General features: G+C 67.3%; 17 protein-coding genes. 4 read left to right on the top strand and 13 right to left on the bottom strand.

Features of this window, described 5'->3' with window-relative positions:
* Positions 1–117 precede the first annotated feature (117 nt).
* Positions 118–462, top strand: coding sequence for a hypothetical protein (locus tag HPT29_RS01550; protein WP_173947733.1), 345 nt, complete (start codon positions 118–120; stop codon positions 460–462).
* 49 nt (positions 463–511) lie between these two features.
* On the opposite strand, the gene leuB is transcribed toward HPT29_RS01550, so the two are convergent.
* From leuB to HPT29_RS01530, 4 genes are all read right to left on the bottom strand, one after another.
* Positions 512–1,618, bottom strand: coding sequence for a 3-isopropylmalate dehydrogenase (gene leuB / locus HPT29_RS01545; RefSeq protein WP_173947734.1), 1,107 nt, complete (start codon positions 1,616–1,618; stop codon positions 512–514).
* 86 nt (positions 1,619–1,704) lie between these two features.
* Entirely contained in the window at positions 1,705–3,129 is a 1,425-nt protein-coding gene (locus HPT29_RS01540) for a serine/threonine protein kinase (protein WP_173947735.1), read from the bottom strand.
* A 3-nt stretch (positions 3,130–3,132) separates the two neighbouring features.
* Positions 3,133–3,873, bottom strand: coding sequence for a metallophosphoesterase family protein (locus HPT29_RS01535; protein ID WP_173947736.1), 741 nt, complete (start codon positions 3,871–3,873; stop codon positions 3,133–3,135).
* Positions 3,874–3,941: 68 nt separating this feature from the next.
* The gene (locus HPT29_RS01530; RefSeq protein ID WP_173947737.1) at positions 3,942–5,132 is read right to left on the bottom strand and encodes a lytic murein transglycosylase; all 1,191 of its coding nucleotides are present in this window, start codon (positions 5,130–5,132) and stop codon (positions 3,942–3,944) included.
* 82 nt (positions 5,133–5,214) lie between these two features.
* On the opposite strand from HPT29_RS01530, the gene HPT29_RS01525 reads away from it, so the two are divergent.
* Positions 5,215–5,955, top strand: coding sequence for a class I SAM-dependent methyltransferase (locus HPT29_RS01525; RefSeq protein ID WP_173947738.1), 741 nt, complete (start codon positions 5,215–5,217; stop codon positions 5,953–5,955).
* A gap of 7 nt (positions 5,956–5,962) precedes the next feature.
* On the opposite strand, the gene leuD is transcribed toward HPT29_RS01525, so the two are convergent.
* The 4 genes from leuD to HPT29_RS01505 form a co-directional block, all read right to left on the bottom strand.
* Positions 5,963–6,565 carry a 3-isopropylmalate dehydratase small subunit gene (gene leuD / locus HPT29_RS01520; RefSeq protein WP_173947739.1) on the bottom strand — a complete coding sequence of 201 codons (603 nt, stop codon included), beginning with the start codon at positions 6,563–6,565 and terminating at the stop codon, positions 5,963–5,965.
* A 107-nt stretch (positions 6,566–6,672) separates the two neighbouring features.
* Positions 6,673–8,409 carry a ubiquinone-dependent pyruvate dehydrogenase gene (poxB, locus tag HPT29_RS01515; protein WP_173947740.1) on the bottom strand — a complete coding sequence of 579 codons (1,737 nt, stop codon included), beginning with the start codon at positions 8,407–8,409 and terminating at the stop codon, positions 6,673–6,675.
* Between the two features lie 107 nt (positions 8,410–8,516).
* Entirely contained in the window at positions 8,517–8,924 is a 408-nt protein-coding gene (locus HPT29_RS01510; RefSeq protein ID WP_173947741.1) for a metallopeptidase family protein, read from the bottom strand.
* Between the two features lie 3 nt (positions 8,925–8,927).
* Positions 8,928–9,203, bottom strand: coding sequence for a hypothetical protein (locus HPT29_RS01505; RefSeq protein ID WP_173947742.1), 276 nt, complete (start codon positions 9,201–9,203; stop codon positions 8,928–8,930).
* A gap of 123 nt (positions 9,204–9,326) precedes the next feature.
* Between HPT29_RS01505 and HPT29_RS01500 the strand changes: the two genes are divergently transcribed.
* Positions 9,327–9,632, top strand: a complete 306-nt coding sequence (locus HPT29_RS01500) for a hypothetical protein (protein ID WP_173947743.1) — start codon at positions 9,327–9,329, stop codon at positions 9,630–9,632.
* A gap of 78 nt (positions 9,633–9,710) precedes the next feature.
* Here HPT29_RS01500 and leuC read toward each other — a convergent pair whose 3' ends face one another.
* The 3 genes from leuC to HPT29_RS01485 form a co-directional block, all read right to left on the bottom strand.
* Positions 9,711–11,117, bottom strand: a complete 1,407-nt coding sequence (leuC, locus tag HPT29_RS01495; RefSeq protein ID WP_173947744.1) for a 3-isopropylmalate dehydratase large subunit — start codon at positions 11,115–11,117, stop codon at positions 9,711–9,713.
* 228 nt (positions 11,118–11,345) lie between these two features.
* Positions 11,346–11,729, bottom strand: a complete 384-nt coding sequence (rplS, locus tag HPT29_RS01490) for a 50S ribosomal protein L19 (protein WP_173947745.1) — start codon at positions 11,727–11,729, stop codon at positions 11,346–11,348.
* A 267-nt stretch (positions 11,730–11,996) separates the two neighbouring features.
* Positions 11,997–12,668: a winged helix-turn-helix transcriptional regulator gene (locus tag HPT29_RS01485; RefSeq protein ID WP_173947746.1), complete on the bottom strand. Its 672-nt coding sequence runs from the start codon at positions 12,666–12,668 to the stop codon at positions 11,997–11,999.
* Positions 12,669–12,772: 104 nt separating this feature from the next.
* Between HPT29_RS01485 and HPT29_RS01480 the strand changes: the two genes are divergently transcribed.
* Positions 12,773–13,720, top strand: coding sequence for a PLP-dependent cysteine synthase family protein (locus HPT29_RS01480; protein WP_173947747.1), 948 nt, complete (start codon positions 12,773–12,775; stop codon positions 13,718–13,720).
* Between the two features lie 12 nt (positions 13,721–13,732).
* On the opposite strand, the gene HPT29_RS01475 is transcribed toward HPT29_RS01480, so the two are convergent.
* Together HPT29_RS01475 and HPT29_RS01470 are read right to left on the bottom strand one after the other, a co-directional pair.
* The gene (locus HPT29_RS01475; RefSeq protein WP_173947748.1) at positions 13,733–14,131 is read right to left on the bottom strand and encodes a VOC family protein; all 399 of its coding nucleotides are present in this window, start codon (positions 14,129–14,131) and stop codon (positions 13,733–13,735) included.
* Between the two features lie 118 nt (positions 14,132–14,249).
* A complete protein-coding gene (locus HPT29_RS01470) occupies positions 14,250–14,594 on the bottom strand; it encodes a hypothetical protein (RefSeq protein ID WP_173947749.1) in 345 nt (114 codons plus the stop codon).
* Positions 14,595–14,748: the final 154 nt, after the last annotated feature.

Raw genomic sequence — 14,748 nt, 5'->3', positions numbered from 1 at the left:
GTGAAATGTCACGCTTCGTCGGAACCATTTTTAGGGGGGCGGCCTTGTTTCGATATCATCGCACGCGATGATCGCGCACAGCACAAGGCACTGAGCGCCGTTCTTGGAGGATTACCCATGCGCCGCTTCGCATTGTTGGGTTTGATATCATTGGCTGCGCTTACGTCCGTCTCAGTGATGGCGGAAGCGCAGACCAGAAACCGTCCTCTCGTTCTCCGGGTTCAACCGCGCAGCTTCCTTGATCCGGGACCGGTCGTCCCGGTCGGCTCGATCAATCCGGGCTATACCGGCTATGGGCAGGCGCAGTCCTATCTGCTGAGTCCGCCCTATGCGCCGAACGGAGAGCGGTTCGGCGTCGGGATACTGCCCGATCCGATCACCAACGGGCCCTTTGTCGGCTCCCGCAATCCGTTCCCCATGTTCGGCGGCCCGGACGTCGAGGCGACGGGCTCGATCCGCTGAATTCTCCGCCGAGACGGAAGGCCCCGGGCGTGGCCCGGGGCTTTTGCCGTCACGACTGGGCTTCGAGCTCCTTGACGATCGCATCGCCCACATCCTGCGTGCCCACCGCGTTGGCGCCGGGAGCCGCGATGTCCTTCGTGCGGGTGCCGGAGGCGAGCACGTTGGCGATCGCCCGGTCCAGGCGATCCGCCTCGTCGAGGAGGCCGAAGGAATAGCGCAGGGCCATGCCGAAGGAGCCGATCATGGCGATCGGATTGGCCAGTCCCTTGCCGGCGATGTCCGGGGCGGAGCCGTGCACGGGCTCGTAGAGCGCCTTGCGCTGGCCGGTCACCGGATCCTCGGCCCCCAGGGAGGCGGAGGGCAGCATGCCGAGCGAACCGGTGAGCATCGCGGCGATGTCCGACAGGATATCGCCGAACAGGTTGTCGGTGACGATCACGTCGAACTGCTTGGGCCAGCGGACGAGCTGCATGGCGCAGTTGTCGGCGAGCACATGCTCCAACTCGACGTCGGAGAACTCGGCCTTGTGGATGCGGGTGACGACCTGGCGCCAGAACACGCCGGTCTTCATCACGTTCATCTTCTCGGCCGACGAAACCTTGTTGCGGCGCTTCCTGGCGAGATCGAACGCGACGCGCGCGATGCGCTCCACCTCGTGGGTATGATAGAGCTGCGTGTCGACGGCGCGCTGGGAGCCGTCCTCGAGGGTCACGATCTCCTTCGGCTCGCCGAAATAGACGCCGCCGGTGAGCTCGCGCACGATCATGATGTCGAGGCCTTCCACCACCTCGCGCTTGAGCGAGGAGGCATCGGCCAGCGCCGGATAGCAGATCGCCGGGCGAAGGTTGGCGAAGAGGCCGAGGTCCTTGCGCAGGCGCAGCAGGCCCGCCTCGGGGCGCACCGTGTAGGGCACGCTGTCCCATTTCGGGCCGCCCACCGCGCCGAAGAGCACCGCGTCGGCCTCCTGCGCACGGTTCATGGCGGCATCCGAGATCGCCGCCCCATGGGCATCGTAGGCCGAGCCGCCGACGAGATCGGTCTCGGTCTCGAAGCCCAGCCCCCGCTTGCGGAACCAGCCCACAATCTTCTCGACCTCGCGCATGACCTCCGGGCCGATGCCGTCGCCAGGGAGAAGGAGGAGCTTGTGCGTTGCCATGGGAAGACCCCTGTTCTGTCGTGATCAAATGCAGGGCCCTTAAAGAGCCGAATGCGCGGCTTGGCAAGCTCTCGTCGTGTTGGCCGTTAGGCGGAGGCGGCTCCCCCGTCCTCGGCCCGTCGGTCTTTCGGGGTCCTGACGACGGTGACCGAACAGGGGGCCTCCGCGACGACGCGGGACGAGACGCTCCCCAGGTAGCGGCGCAGGGCGGATGAGGCCCGGGCGCCGACCACGATATGGTCGACGTTGTTGTGCCGCGCGTAATCCACGAGGGCGGCGGCCGGATCGGGCGCTTCCAGCACGCTGTAGGTGATCCGATCCGACGGGATCTGGAGCGAGCCGCCCCAGTGCCGGAGCTGCACCAGGCGCTGGACGTGGAGGCTCCTCCCCTCCTCGTCCTCCAGGATGTCGACGGCGATGCGCGAGGTCTTCAGGACGTTGACGCAGGCAATGCGCGCCTCGCCCTCGATGGACAGGATGCCGCCGATCATCATGCGCTGGGCTTCGGCGAGATCCTCGCTGCCCGGTGACAGATCGATGGCCACCAGCACGATGGGGGCCCGGGACAGCTGCCCGGCGATGTTCGGTGCCTCGAGCGGCTGCGCCCGGCGGGCCTTGAGCCAGCGCCGGAACGTCTTCACGCCGCTGTCGCGTTCGAGCCGTCCGGCCCGTTCGGTGAGCCGCACCTGGTCCGGGTTCTCGAGATCGAGGGCGAGCTGAGCGGCCGTGGCGTAGCGCTCGTCCGGGTCGACCTCCAGGCAGCGCAGGATGATCTCCTGCAGCCACGGTGGACATTCCGGGTTGAGCGCCCGCGGCGGCACCGGATCGCGCCAGAGGCGGCGGCGGATCTGGCCGCCGCGCGGATTGCCGAAAGGACGTTCCCCGGTGGCGAAGAAATACAGCATCACGCCGAGCGCGAAGAGATCGCTGCGGGGATCGGCCCGATCCTGCAGCACCTGTTCCGGCGCCATGTAGGGCGTGGTGCCGAACGGCTCGCGAAATTCCTCGGCCAGAAGGTCGGGCAGGCGTTCGTGCCGGGCGAAACCGTAATCAATGAGAACGGCCTCGCCGGTCTCGCGGATCATCACGTTGCTCGGCTTGATGTCGAGATGGATCACGTGCTGGAGATGCAGGTCGTGCAGGGCGCGCGCCACCGTCGCGCCGATCGCGACGACCTCGGGCCAGGGCAGCGGAACCTGGTCGAGCCGCGCCTTCAGCGACTGTCCGGGAATCCGCTCCATGACGATGTAGGGCATGGGATCGAGCGGACCCGTGGCGACAAAGCGCGGCACATGCGGGCCGGCGAGGCGCGGCATGATCATCTGCTCGGTCTCGAAGCACACGATGGGCAGCGGGTCGTCGCTGTCGATCAGCATCGGAACCTTCATGATCAGCGGCGTCGAATCGTCTTCCCGGGTGACGGCCCAGAGCTGCGCCATGCCGCCGGTGCCCAGATTTTCCTGGAGGGTGAAACCGTCGATCACCTGGCCGCGATGCAGGCGCCAGCGCATCCGTCAGCGACCCTGTTCGAGACGCAGCGCCAGCTTCTCCGGCAGGCCGGCCTCGCGCACCTTCCGGGCGGCTGTGGCCGTGTCGTAGGGCACGCGCAGGTAGCGCAGGGTCTGCCGCGCGGTATCGAAGACCGCGTAATTCGCCGCCGCCACCCCGTCCCGCGGCTGCCCGACGGCGCCGATGACCGCCAGCCAGGTGCGAGTCGGCAGGAGCGGGATGTCGTTGTTGGCCACGGGCGTGAAGGTGCCGACCTTGGCGGTCGTGCTCATGTGATAGAGCATCGGCACATGCACATGCCCGCAGAAGGTGATGTGGGCATCGACCCGGCTGAAATGCCGGATCGCCTCCATGGGCCCGGCCATGTAGTCCCAGGTGCGAGGCGCGTAGCCGTTGGCGTGGACATAGAGGACGCTGCCCTCCTCGTGGGTGAGGGGAAGGTCCGCCAGGAAGCGCCGCTGCTCCATGCCGAGCTGGTTGCGGGTCCAGCGGATCGCCTCCTGGGCAACGCTGTTCATGTCTTCGTCGGAGCCGTCGATGGCCGCGTCGTGATTGCCCAGGAGCGCCACGGCGCCCTGGTCCACGAGGCTGCGGACCGTATCGACCACCCAGGCCGGATCGGCCCCGTAGCCCACGTAATCGCCGAGAAAGATCAGGCGGTCGACACGGAGCAGGCGTGCATGGGCGAGACAGGCCGACAGGGCCTCGCGGTTGCCGTGGATATCCGTGAGAAGGGCGATGAGCATGGAGTCAGTACAACTCCAAACCCAGCGCCACTGCAACTAGCTGATGATGGCCATTGGGGTGAGCAAGCCTACCCCCGGAGCGCTTGCAGCACCTTGCCGCCGGGCCGGCCGCGCGGCTCGAGGCCGATGCGGCGCTCCACGTCCTTGATGGCCTCGCGGGTCTTGGCGCCGATCTTGCCGTCCGGCTCGCCCACGTCGTAGCCGCGGGCGGTCAGGAGCTGCTGCAGCTCGCGGCGCTGGGCGCGCGAGAGCGGCGGATCGTCGGTCGGCCAGGCGGTCTGGATGCCGGGCTGGCCCTTGAGGCGGTCGCCGAGCAGCGCGATGGCGAGCCCGTAGGATTCCGCCGCGTTGTAGGAATAGACCGCATCGAAATTCTTGGTGACCAGGAAGGCCGGGCCGTTGATGCCCGCCGGGATGATGATGCCGGCCGCGTAACTGCCCGAGAGCGGACGTCCGTCGACGCGCCGCACCCCCATGGCCGCCCAGGTGGCGAGCGGCTTCTTGTTCTTGCGCCCGGCGAGGTTCGCGTTGAAGCCTTCCGGCAGGCGCACCTCGTAGCCCCAGGGCAGGCCGTTCACCCAGCCGGCCTTCTTGAGGAAGTTGGCCGTCGAATGCACCGCGTCCGGCACGGAGGTCATGATGTCCCGGTGCCCGTCCCCGTCGCCGTCGACGGCGAGGCGCTGAAAGGTCGACGGCATGAACTGGGTGTGGCCGAAGGCCCCGGCCCAAGAGCCGCGCAGGTTCGCCGGGTTGATGTCCCCGTCCTGGACGATCTTCAGGGTCGCCATCAGTTCGCCCTTGAAATACTCGTTCCGGCGCGGCGCGTAGCAGACCAGGGTCGTCAGCGACTGGATCAGCGGCCTTCCGCCGATATCCTTGCCGAAATTGGATTCCACGCCCCAGACGCCCGCGATGGCATGGCGATCCACTCCGAAACGCGCCTCGGCCGCAGCCAGCGCCTGCCCCCATTGGCGCATGGCGGTGCGGCCGTCCTGCACCCGCTCCTCGTCGACGAGCGCCGAGAGATAGTCCCAGATCGGCGTCTTGAACTCGGGCTGGTTGCTCATGAGGTCGAGGATCGTCAGATCCGGCGCGACACCGCGGGTCGCGGCGTCGAACGCCTGGCCCGAAATGCCCTTGGCGGCCGCCTGGCCGCGGAGCGATGCGAGGCAGGAGCCGAAATCCGCCTGGGCGACGGCCGGTGTCGCAGCGGCAAAGCCGGCGAGAGCGAAGAGAGCGGGGGCGATAAGGTTCTTCATGCTCGCGAACTTGCAGGCAATTTGGTTAATCTTATGGAAACGGGGCCTTAAACCGAGGCCACACGAAAGCGTGAGGGGAGCGATGGGCGACCAGCAGGACGACACCCGGCTCATGGCACGACGGTCCTATTCCACGTTCGCGGACCGCTACTCCGCCCTCGCGCCGATGAAGCCGCATAACGGCCTCTACGAGCGCCCTGCGACGTTGAACCTGCTGGGAGACGTGGAGGGGCTGCGCGTGCTCGATGCAGCCTGCGGGCCTGGGATCAACAGCGAGATCCTGGCTCGGCGGGGAGCAACGATCCACGGCTTCGACATCACGCCGGAGATGATCGATCTGGCCCGGCAGCGCTGCGATGGACTGCCGGCGGAGTTCAGGGTCGCCGACCTGACGGAGCCGCTCGGCTGGCTCGGGGGATCATCCTTCGACAAGATCCTCTGCGCCCTGGCCCTCGATTATGTGGAGGACCTGACGCCGGTTCTGCGGGAACTCAGACGGGCCTGCCGCCCGGGAGGCACCCTGGCCTTCTCCATGGCTCACCCGATGGCCGACTGGATGCATCCCGAGATCCGCCAGGAGAGCATCTATTACGAACGGTCCCGGTTCGGGATGCATTGGACGGGCTTCGGCGAGCCCCGCCCCTATGTCGAAGCGTATCGGCGTCCCTTGGCCGACATCATGAACGGGCTGGTGGAGGCGGGCTGGGTTTTCGACCGGCTCGTCGAACCCAAGCCCCTGCCGGAGATGAAGGAGGTGTCGGAGCGCCTCTACGAGCAGTTGTCGCGCGCCCCGGCCTTCATCTGCGTGAGGGCGCGCTGCTGAACCCGACTTAAGCCCAGGCGCGCTCGGCGAGCTTCTCTTCGAAGCTGTCGATGGCCGCGCCCTTTTCCATGGTCAGGCCGATGCCGTCGAGGCCGTTGAGCAGGCAGTGCTTCTTGAACGGGTCGATGTCGAAAGTGACCGAACCGCCGTCCGGCCCGCGGATCTCCTGTTTCTCCAAATCGACGGTCAGGGTAGCGTTGGCGCCGCGCTCCGCGTCGTCGAAGAGCTTTTCCAGGTCCTCCGGCGAGACCTTGATCGGCAGGATGCCGTTCTGGAAGCAGTTGTTGTAGAAGATGTCGGCGAAGCTGGTGGAGATCACGCAGCGGATGCCGAAGTCGAGCAGCGCCCAGGGGGCGTGCTCGCGGGAGGAGCCGCAGCCGAAGTTATCGCCCGCCACCAGAATCTGGGCATTGCGATAGGCCGGCTGGTTGAGGACGAAGTCCGGGTTCTCGGAGCCGTCCTCGCGGTAGCGCATCTCGGAGAAGAGGCCCGTGCCGAGCCCCGTGCGCTTGATCGTCTTCAGGTACTGCTTGGGGATGATCATATCGGTGTCGATATTGATGATCCGCAGCGGCGCCGCGACGCTTTCCAGCACGGTGAACTTGTCCATGGTCCTCACATCCCTTCAGGCGGCCATGCAGCCGCTGTCAGGTGCCTCATATCAAAGGCTTTCAGGAACGGCTAGGCCAACGATCGTCGCGGCGGGCGGAAACCTCCTCAGCGCCAGAGGTTCGTCCGGGCCAGGTCATAGACCTCGTCGGCGCGGCCGTTCAGCACCGCCTTCACCATGTAGAGGGTGAAGCCCTTCGCCATGTCGAGGGTGACCGAGGGCGGCATGGCGAGCTCCGTCCGGTTCACCACCGCGTCGACCAGGACCGGCCCGTCATGGGCCAGGGCGGCGGCGATCCCCTCGTCCACCTCGGCCGGATCCTCGAGCCTGATGCCGCGGATGCCGACGGCCTCAGCCATGGCGGCGAAATTCGGGTTCCGGAGCTCCGTGCCGAAATCGAGGAAGCCGGTGGATTTCTGCTCGAGTTCGACGAAGCCCAGCGTGCCGTTGTTGAACACCACGACCTTCACGGGAAGGCGCTGCTGCGTCAGGGTGAGGAGATCCCCCATCAGCATGGAGAAGCCGCCATCGCCCGACAGGGAGATCACCTGCCGGCCCGGAAAAGCCGCCTGGGCGCCGATGCCCTGGGCCATCGCGTTGGCCATCGAGCCGTGCCAGAACGACCCGACGAGGCGCCGCCGTCCGTTCATGGCGAGATAGCGGGCCGCCCAGACGACGGGAAGGCCCACGTCGCAGCTGAACACGGCATCGTCCGCCGCCTGGTCGCTGATCGCCTTGGCGACCTGCTGCGGATGGATCGGCCGCCGGCCCGGGGTTCCGGCCGCGAGTTCGTCGAGCGCCTGGCGCGCTTTCGCGTAATGCTCGCGCGCCCGGGCGAGATGCGTGGCGTCGGTCTTCCGATCGAGCCGGGGCAGCAGGGCCGTCAGGGTGGCGCGGACATCGCCGACCACGCCCACATCAACCGCGGCGCGGCGGCCGATATTCTCGCCCCGCAGGTCCACCTGCGCGATGCGGACCCCCGCATCCTCCGGGTAGAACTGACGATAGGGAAAGTCGGTGCCGAGCATCAGCAGGACGTTGCAGTCGCGCATGGCGTAGTAGCCGGACGAGAAGCCGATCAGCCCAGTCATGCCGACATCGTAGGGGTTGTCCCACTCCACATGCTCCTTGCCGCGCATGGCGTGCACCATGGGGGCCTGCAGGCGCTCGCCCAGAGCCAGCAATGCGTCATGCGCGCCCGCACATCCCGCCCCGCACAGGATCGTGATGCGGTTGCCGCCGTTGAGGAGCTCGGCGAGGCGATCGAGATCGTCCGGCGCCGGGGTGACGACAGGCGCCTGCGGCAGCAGTCCGGCAGGCTTGGCCGGAGGCGCCGCGGCGGCCGGCTGCAGGGCGACGTCGCCGGGGATCACCAGCACCGACGCGCCGCGCTTCACCGTCGCCTCCCGGATGGCGATCTCGAGCATGCGAGGCATCTGGTGGGCGCTCGAGACCAGCTCGCAGTAATGGCTGCATTCCCGGAACAGGGTCTCCGGGCGGGTCTCCTGAAAGTAGCCGCTGCCGATCTCGGGCGAGGGAACATGGGCCGCGATGGCCAGCACCGGCACGCGCGAGCGGTGGCAGTCGAACAGCCCGTTGATGAGATGGAGATTGCCCGGCCCGCAGCTCCCGGCGCAGACTGCAAGCGCGCCCGTCAGATGCGCCTCGGCGCCGGCCGCGAAGGCCGCGACCTCCTCGTGCCGGACGTGGATCCACTCCATGTCGTCCCGGCGGCGGATCGCGTCCGTCAGACCGTTGAGGCTGTCGCCGACGATGCCGTACACGCGTCTGACACCCGCAGCCGCCAGGATCTCGACGAATTGTTCGGCCACCGTCTTTGCCATGAGGCCTCTCCTGGTTGGGGACGGCCCGCATCCGAGAGGGCGAGCCAGCTTGTCCTCGGGTAGGGCTTAATCTGGCGTAGCGTCCAGCCGTTGCCAGCCTGCAAGGCTCACCCCGCCGCCGCTTCGATGGCCTCCATGTCCTCGTCGGAGAGGCCGACATGGTGGCCGATCTCGTGGACCAGCACATGGGTGACGATGTGCCCGAGGCTCTCCTCGTGCTCGGCCCAATAATCGAGGATCGGCCGTCGATACAGCCAGACCATGTTGGGGAACTGGCCGGTCTGCATCTGGCCGCCCCCCTGCGCGAGGCCGATGCCGCGGAAGAGGCCGAGGAGATCGAAGGGCGTCTCGCAACCCATCTCGGTCATCGTCTCGTCGTCGGGGAAATCCTCGACCCGGATCACCACGCCCTCGCAGAGCCGCCGGAACGCCTCCGGCAGGCGCGCATAGGCGTCCTGCGCCAGGGCTTCGAGATCGTCGAGGCTGGGGGCTTGGAGATTGGCCAGGGCCGTCATGGGTCAGAGGATCCTCAGCTGGACCAGGAGCCAGATGGCCAGAATGACGACACCCACGAGCGACAGGGCGCGGCCGATGCGCCGGCCCCAGAGCTCGACCGGGTCGGTGCCGCCGTCCTCGGCCGAGCCGACCGCATCCTTCGCGCCGAAATGGTCGCCCGCCCGGCGGCCCATGCGGGCGAGCGCCGACGCGCCGAGGGTGTCCGAATCCCGCTGGACGCGCTCCAGCGCCTCGCGCGCCGCGTCGGCGTCGCGGGCTTCCCGGTCCCGATCGGTCATGAAACCCTCCTCGCAGCCTTTACCGTTGCTTTACCATGGCGACTCAATGGCGACTTCGCAACGGAACGCCTGGCCCGCTTGGCCGTTAACAGGCCCGGAACAACACAAGCTCACGAGGCAACAATGCGTAAAGTGTTTGGTATCCTGGCTGCGGCCGGGCTGGTGGTTCTCGGCGCCGGTGCGGCATCGGCCCAGGGCGTCGACGTGCGGATCGGTCCGTCGGGCGTCCGGGTCGCGCAGGAGCGGCATTACGGCCATCATTACCGCGATCGGGTCGTCGAGCGCCGCGTGGTGCGTCCGGCCCGGACCCGCACCGTATGCCGCACGGTGATGGAAGAGCGCGTCCGCCCGAGCGGCGTGGTCGTCCGCCGTCCGGTCGAGCGGTGCCGCCAGGTGGTGGCCGGCGGTCGCCGGGTCTATGTGGACTAAGCCCACAGGCCCTTAGCATGAAAAAAGGCCGCGGCTTGCAGGAGCCGCGGCCTTTTTTCATGCGTCTGAGGCTGCCAATCAGCCGAAGGTTCGGATATCCACGAACCGGCCCGCGATCGCCGCCGCCGCCGCCATGGCGGGCGACACGAGGTGGGTGCGGCCCTTGAAGCCCTGGCGGCCCTCGAAGTTGCGGTTCGACGTGGAGGCGCAGCGCTCATGGGGCGCGAGGCGGTCGGCGTTCATGGCCAGGCACATGGAGCAGCCGGGCTCGCGCCAGTCGAAGCCGGCCTCCCTGAAGATCTTGTCGAGACCTTCGGCCTCCGCCTGCATCTTCACGATGCCGGAGCCGGGCACGATCATGGCGCTGACGCTCTCGGCCACGCGCCGGCCCTCGACCACCTTGGCCACTTCGCGCAGATCCTCGATGCGGCCGTTGGTGCAGGAGCCGATGAAGACCCGGTCGAGGGCGATGTCGGTGATCTTCGTTCCCGGCGTCAGGCCCATGTACTCAAGCGCCCGCCACTTGGAGCGGCGCTTGTTCTCGTCCTGGATATCGTCCGGGTTCGGCACGACGCCGGCGATCGACACCACGTCCTCCGGGCTCGTGCCCCAGGTGACGATGGGCGGCAGGTTCGCCGCGTCGAGACGGATCTCGGTGTCGAAGAACGCGCCCTCGTCGGTGCGCAGGGAATCCCAGTACCGCACGGCCGCGTCCCAGGCCTCGCCCTTGGGGGCCTTGGGGCGGTCCTTCAGGTAGGCATAGGTCTTCTCGTCGGGCGCCACCATGCCGGCCCGGGCCCCGCCCTCGATCGACATGTTGCAGATCGTCATGCGGCCTTCCATCGACAGGGACCGGATGGCCTCGCCGGCATATTCGATCACGTGGCCGGTGCCGCCGGCGGTGCCGATCTCGCCGATGATGGCCAGGATGATGTCCTTCGCGGTGACGCCTGCGGGCAGCTGCCCGTCCACGGTCACGCGCATGTTCTTGGCCTTCTTCTGGATCAGCGTCTGGGTGGCGAGCACGTGCTCGACCTCCGAGGTGCCGATGCCGTGGGCGAGCGACCCGAAGGCCCCGTGGGTGGAGGTGTGGCTGTCGCCGCACACGATGGTCATGCCGGGCAGGGTGAAGCCCTGTTCCGGGCCCACCACGTGGACGATGCCCTGACGGGTGTCGAGCTCGTTGTAGTACTCGACGCCGAAATCCTTGGCGTTCTGGGCCAGCGCCGCCACCTGGGTGGCGGCTTCGGGATCCTCGATGCCGTGCGAGCGGTCGGAGGTCGGCACGTTGTGGTCGACCACCGCCAGGGTCTTCTGCGGCTGGCGCACCGCGCGGCCGGTCATGCGCAGGCCCTCGAAGGCCTGCGGGCTCGTCACTTCATGGACCAGGTGGCGGTCGATGTAGAGAAGGCACGTTCCGTCATCCTGCTGATCGACGACGTGGTCGTCCCAGATCTTGTCGTAGAGGGTGCGGGCTTTGGCCATGGTTCTCTTCCAGCGGTCGAAAAATAACGGTTCGGCGTGTTTAGCGGGCCGGCGCCCGGACGGGAAGATGTCCTGAGCGCACACCGCCTTGAAACGATCGCATAGCAGACGGCATTCATGACGCAATTATATTTTTGTCGTGTTGGCCTGCCGCCAAGCCTGGATCGTCAGCAAAAAGGCGCGGGTTGAACCGCGCCTTTGCAAATTCCGAAGAGGGAGGCGAGAGCCTTACTCGGCCGCAGCCGGGGTCTCGGTCTTCTTCTCGACGCGCTCGGCGATACGGGCCGACTTGCCGCGACGGTCGCGCAGGTAGTACAGCTTGGCGCGACGGACGGCGCCGCGGCGCACGACCTTGATAGACTCGACCAGCGGCGAGTAGAGCGGGAACACGCGCTCGACACCTTCGCCGTAGGAGATCTTGCGGACCGTGAAGCTCTCGTGGAGGCCGCCGCCGGAGCGGGCGATGCAGACGCCCTCATAGGCCTGCACGCGGGTGCGCTCGCCTTCCTTCACCTTCACGTTGACGATCACCGTGTCGCCGGGCTGGAAGTCCGGAATAGTCTTGGCGAGCTTGGCGATCTGCTCCTGCTCGAGCTGCTGAATGAGGTTCATCGTAATACTCCTGCCGTTGCGTGGCCCTGAGCGATCTCAAAACCCGCGGGATTTCGGCGTCCTGTTTTAAGTTGAGGCCGCGCCTATACAGGAGTTTCGCGGGATTGTCGAGCCTCTCGCATCGGCGGCCGGGGCTCCCGTTCCACTCTCCCCGACATCACGGGCTCGTCCCGGTGATCCTGATCCGAGAAGCGCCGCGATGTTCCGATCGAGATGGCCGGGACAAGCCCGGCCATGACGTGATGGAAAAGCACGCGCACCAAGGGCTCAAACCGATGGAGCAGGCGCGACCCCGGCGAACAGATATCGCTCGAACCAGTTGGGAAACGTCCGCACCAGAGCCTTCGGCCCTTCCACCTGGAACCCCATTCTCTGCGCCTCGGCGAACGTCGCGTCACCCCGCCACCAGGCGATCAGCGCCGGCAGGCGGGCTCGGACGCAGAGAGGCTCCGGAAAGCCCGGGTTCTGGGTGCAGAACGAGACCTCGGCCTCCTTCAGGAGCAGGAAGCGCGGCTGGCGCTGCCCCTCGATCTCGAAGCGGACGACGAGGGGCTCGGGCGGGAGAGCATGGATGCGGACCCGCCGCTGCATGTCGACGAGGAGCGGTTCGAGGTCGAGATCCTCGTCCTCGGCCCGCCGCGGCAGCCAGCGCTGGCCCCAGGTGCCGAGCGCGCCGACGATCCCCATCAGCTCGCGGCCCGAATCGGTGAGCGCATATTCCGGTCCGTGCTCGCCCTCGACGCGCGAGACCGCTCCGACATGCACCAGATCCTGCAGGCGCTCGGACAGCATGGTGCGGGAAATACGCGGGATGCCCCGGCGGATGTCGTTGAAGCGCCGGCTGCCGCACAGGAGTTCGCGCACCACGAGAAGGGTCCAGCGCCCGCCGATGGCCTCATGGGCTCGCGCCACCGAACAGAATTGACCGTAATCTGCCATGGGTGAAGCGCTACCATGCCCGGGCATGCGGCAGAAGTCCGGATTCCGGACCTGACACAATGCCCAGCCTGACCTATCGAGGCGGGAGTTTCCCGGATGATCCCATGACCGCACCACCCCGCACCATCCTCGACCGCATCGGCAACACGTCCTTGATCGCCCTGCGGCATGTCAGGCCCGCCCGCGGCGCCCGCATCCTCCTGAAGCTGGAAAACGAGAACCCCACGGGCAGCATGAAAGACCGGATGGCGGTCGCCATGATCGAGGCGGCGGAAGCCGACGGGCGCCTGAAGCCGGGCGGCCCGGTGGTCGAATATACCGGGGGCAGCACGGGCGTCTCGCTGTCGCTGGTCTGCGCCGTGAAGGGCTACCCGCTCGACATCGTGACGTCCGATGCGTTCAGCAGGGAAAAGCTCGATCACATGCGGCTTCTCGGGGCGGCCCTGCACATTGTCGAAAGCGATGGCGGGCGCATGACCGAGGCGCTGACGAAGGCCATGATCGCCCAGGCCGGAATCATCGCGCAGGCGAAGGGCTCGTTCTGGACCGACCAGATGAAGAACCGGGACCAGATCGCCGCCTATCACCGGATGGCCGACGAGATCTGGCGGCAGACGGACGGCCGGATCGACGGCTTCGTCCAGAGCGTCGGAACGGCCGCGTCCCTGCGCGGCATCGCGGAACGCCTTCGGCACCATTCCGATGCTCTGACCATCGTGGCAGTGGAGCCGGCGGAATCGCTCGTCCTGTCGGGCGGCCCGTCCGGGGCGCACAGGATTGACGGGATCGGCGCCGGCTACGTGGTGCCGCTCTGGCAGGACGGCATTGCCGACGAGATCGACCGCGTCTCGACCGAGGAGGCCACCGCCATGGCGTTCCGGCTCGCCCGCGAGGAGGGCCTGTTCGCCGGAACGTCCACGGGCGCCAACGTCATCGCGGCCCTGCGCCTCGCCGAACGGCTGGGCCCCGACGCCACGGTGGTCACCGTGATGTGCGACACCGGGATGAAGTATCTGAAGACCTTTGGGGCGGCGCTTGCGGCGGATGCCTGACGCGCGCGGCGATCACACGCGCTCCAGGAACTCCACGATGATGCCATCGGGGTCTTTGCAGAACGCCACCTTGCGGATCAGTTCCGCATTCGCCGCCTTGCGCGGCGCGACGGTGAACGCCACGCCGGCCGCGCGGAGCGTCTCGTAGACCGCCTCGACGTCCTCGACCCGGAACGTGATGTGGCGGATGCCGGCCTCCGTGACGGGCACCTCGCGCGCCGGCGTCTCGATCGATGCGGCCGGCTCGACGATCTCGAGCATGACGCCGCCGGTCTCGAGAAACGCGATGCGTCCGCCCTCCCCGGTGCGCTTGATAAGAATCTCCTTCAGGCCGAGCAGCCCGCTATAGAACGCGATGGTCCTGTCGAGATCGCTGCTCGTCATCCCGACATGCTCGAAACCCTGCACCACGCCCGCGTCTCCCGTTCATCGCCTGAAGGACTTCGGGCGAAGCGGAGCACAGATGGTGCGCGGTTGCAATGCGACCGTGCCGCGACCCGGCCGCATGCGGAAAAGTGAGCGCGTGGCTCTACTTGGTGGCCGGCGGAGCCGTGGCGCCGATCCGGCCGACCATGTCCATGCATTCGGCCTCTTTGCCCTGCTGATCGAGCTGCTTGGCCTGTTGGATCATCTGCATGGACTGGTTATGGCCCTGACTCTGTCCCGTGACGTTCGCCCCCGGCCCTTGGCCCGGGGTTGAGCCCTGCGTGGCGGACCCTGTGGTCGCGGGCGCGTCCAGGGTCGGGCCTGCGCCCTCCTGCCTGGCCGAGATGGATTTCTCCAGATCGGCGAGCCGCTGCGTGCAGGGTCCCGCGAAGACGGGACCGGCGAGGATGACGGCAAAGGTCGTGCTGAGGAGAAGGTGGCTGACCATATCGACCTCCTTTGATCGAGGTGCCGCCCTTTAAACCCCCGGCCGTGTCCGGCGTTCCGCATCGGGCCGATGCTGGAGCATCGGCCCCGAAAGTGGAATGCACTTTTGGGATCCATCCGATGCTCTGCACCTCGAAGAGCGCATCGTCCGGGAC

This window comes from Microvirga terrae, assembly GCF_013307435.2.
Lineage (GTDB): Bacteria > Pseudomonadota > Alphaproteobacteria > Rhizobiales > Beijerinckiaceae > Microvirga > Microvirga terrae.
The sequence above is the reverse complement of the archived record's forward strand: the minus strand, read 5'-3'. Positions and strand labels throughout refer to the sequence as shown.

What these genes read in the sequence shown, in the direction of transcription:
- HPT29_RS01550 (WP_173947733.1), top strand. Translation starts at nt 118, where the DNA reads ATGCGCCGCTTCGCATTGTTGGGTTTGATATCATTGGCTGCGCTTACG.
- leuB (WP_173947734.1), bottom strand. Translation starts at nt 1,618, where the DNA reads ATGGCAACGCACAAGCTCCTCCTTCTCCCTGGCGACGGCATCGGCCCG.
- HPT29_RS01540 (WP_173947735.1), bottom strand. Translation starts at nt 3,129, where the DNA reads ATGCGCTGGCGCCTGCATCGCGGCCAGGTGATCGACGGTTTCACCCTC.
- HPT29_RS01535 (WP_173947736.1), bottom strand. Translation starts at nt 3,873, where the DNA reads ATGCTCATCGCCCTTCTCACGGATATCCACGGCAACCGCGAGGCCCTG.
- HPT29_RS01530 (WP_173947737.1), bottom strand. Translation starts at nt 5,132, where the DNA reads ATGAAGAACCTTATCGCCCCCGCTCTCTTCGCTCTCGCCGGCTTTGCC.
- HPT29_RS01525 (WP_173947738.1), top strand. Translation starts at nt 5,215, where the DNA reads ATGGGCGACCAGCAGGACGACACCCGGCTCATGGCACGACGGTCCTAT.
- leuD (WP_173947739.1), bottom strand. Translation starts at nt 6,565, where the DNA reads ATGGACAAGTTCACCGTGCTGGAAAGCGTCGCGGCGCCGCTGCGGATC.
- poxB (WP_173947740.1), bottom strand. Translation starts at nt 8,409, where the DNA reads ATGGCAAAGACGGTGGCCGAACAATTCGTCGAGATCCTGGCGGCTGCG.
- HPT29_RS01510 (WP_173947741.1), bottom strand. Translation starts at nt 8,924, where the DNA reads ATGACGGCCCTGGCCAATCTCCAAGCCCCCAGCCTCGACGATCTCGAA.
- HPT29_RS01505 (WP_173947742.1), bottom strand. Translation starts at nt 9,203, where the DNA reads ATGACCGATCGGGACCGGGAAGCCCGCGACGCCGACGCGGCGCGCGAG.
- HPT29_RS01500 (WP_173947743.1), top strand. Translation starts at nt 9,327, where the DNA reads ATGCGTAAAGTGTTTGGTATCCTGGCTGCGGCCGGGCTGGTGGTTCTC.
- leuC (WP_173947744.1), bottom strand. Translation starts at nt 11,117, where the DNA reads ATGGCCAAAGCCCGCACCCTCTACGACAAGATCTGGGACGACCACGTC.
- rplS (WP_173947745.1), bottom strand. Translation starts at nt 11,729, where the DNA reads ATGAACCTCATTCAGCAGCTCGAGCAGGAGCAGATCGCCAAGCTCGCC.
- HPT29_RS01485 (WP_173947746.1), bottom strand. Translation starts at nt 12,668, where the DNA reads ATGGCAGATTACGGTCAATTCTGTTCGGTGGCGCGAGCCCATGAGGCC.
- HPT29_RS01480 (WP_173947747.1), top strand. Translation starts at nt 12,773, where the DNA reads ATGACCGCACCACCCCGCACCATCCTCGACCGCATCGGCAACACGTCC.
- HPT29_RS01470 (WP_173947749.1), bottom strand. Translation starts at nt 14,594, where the DNA reads ATGGTCAGCCACCTTCTCCTCAGCACGACCTTTGCCGTCATCCTCGCC.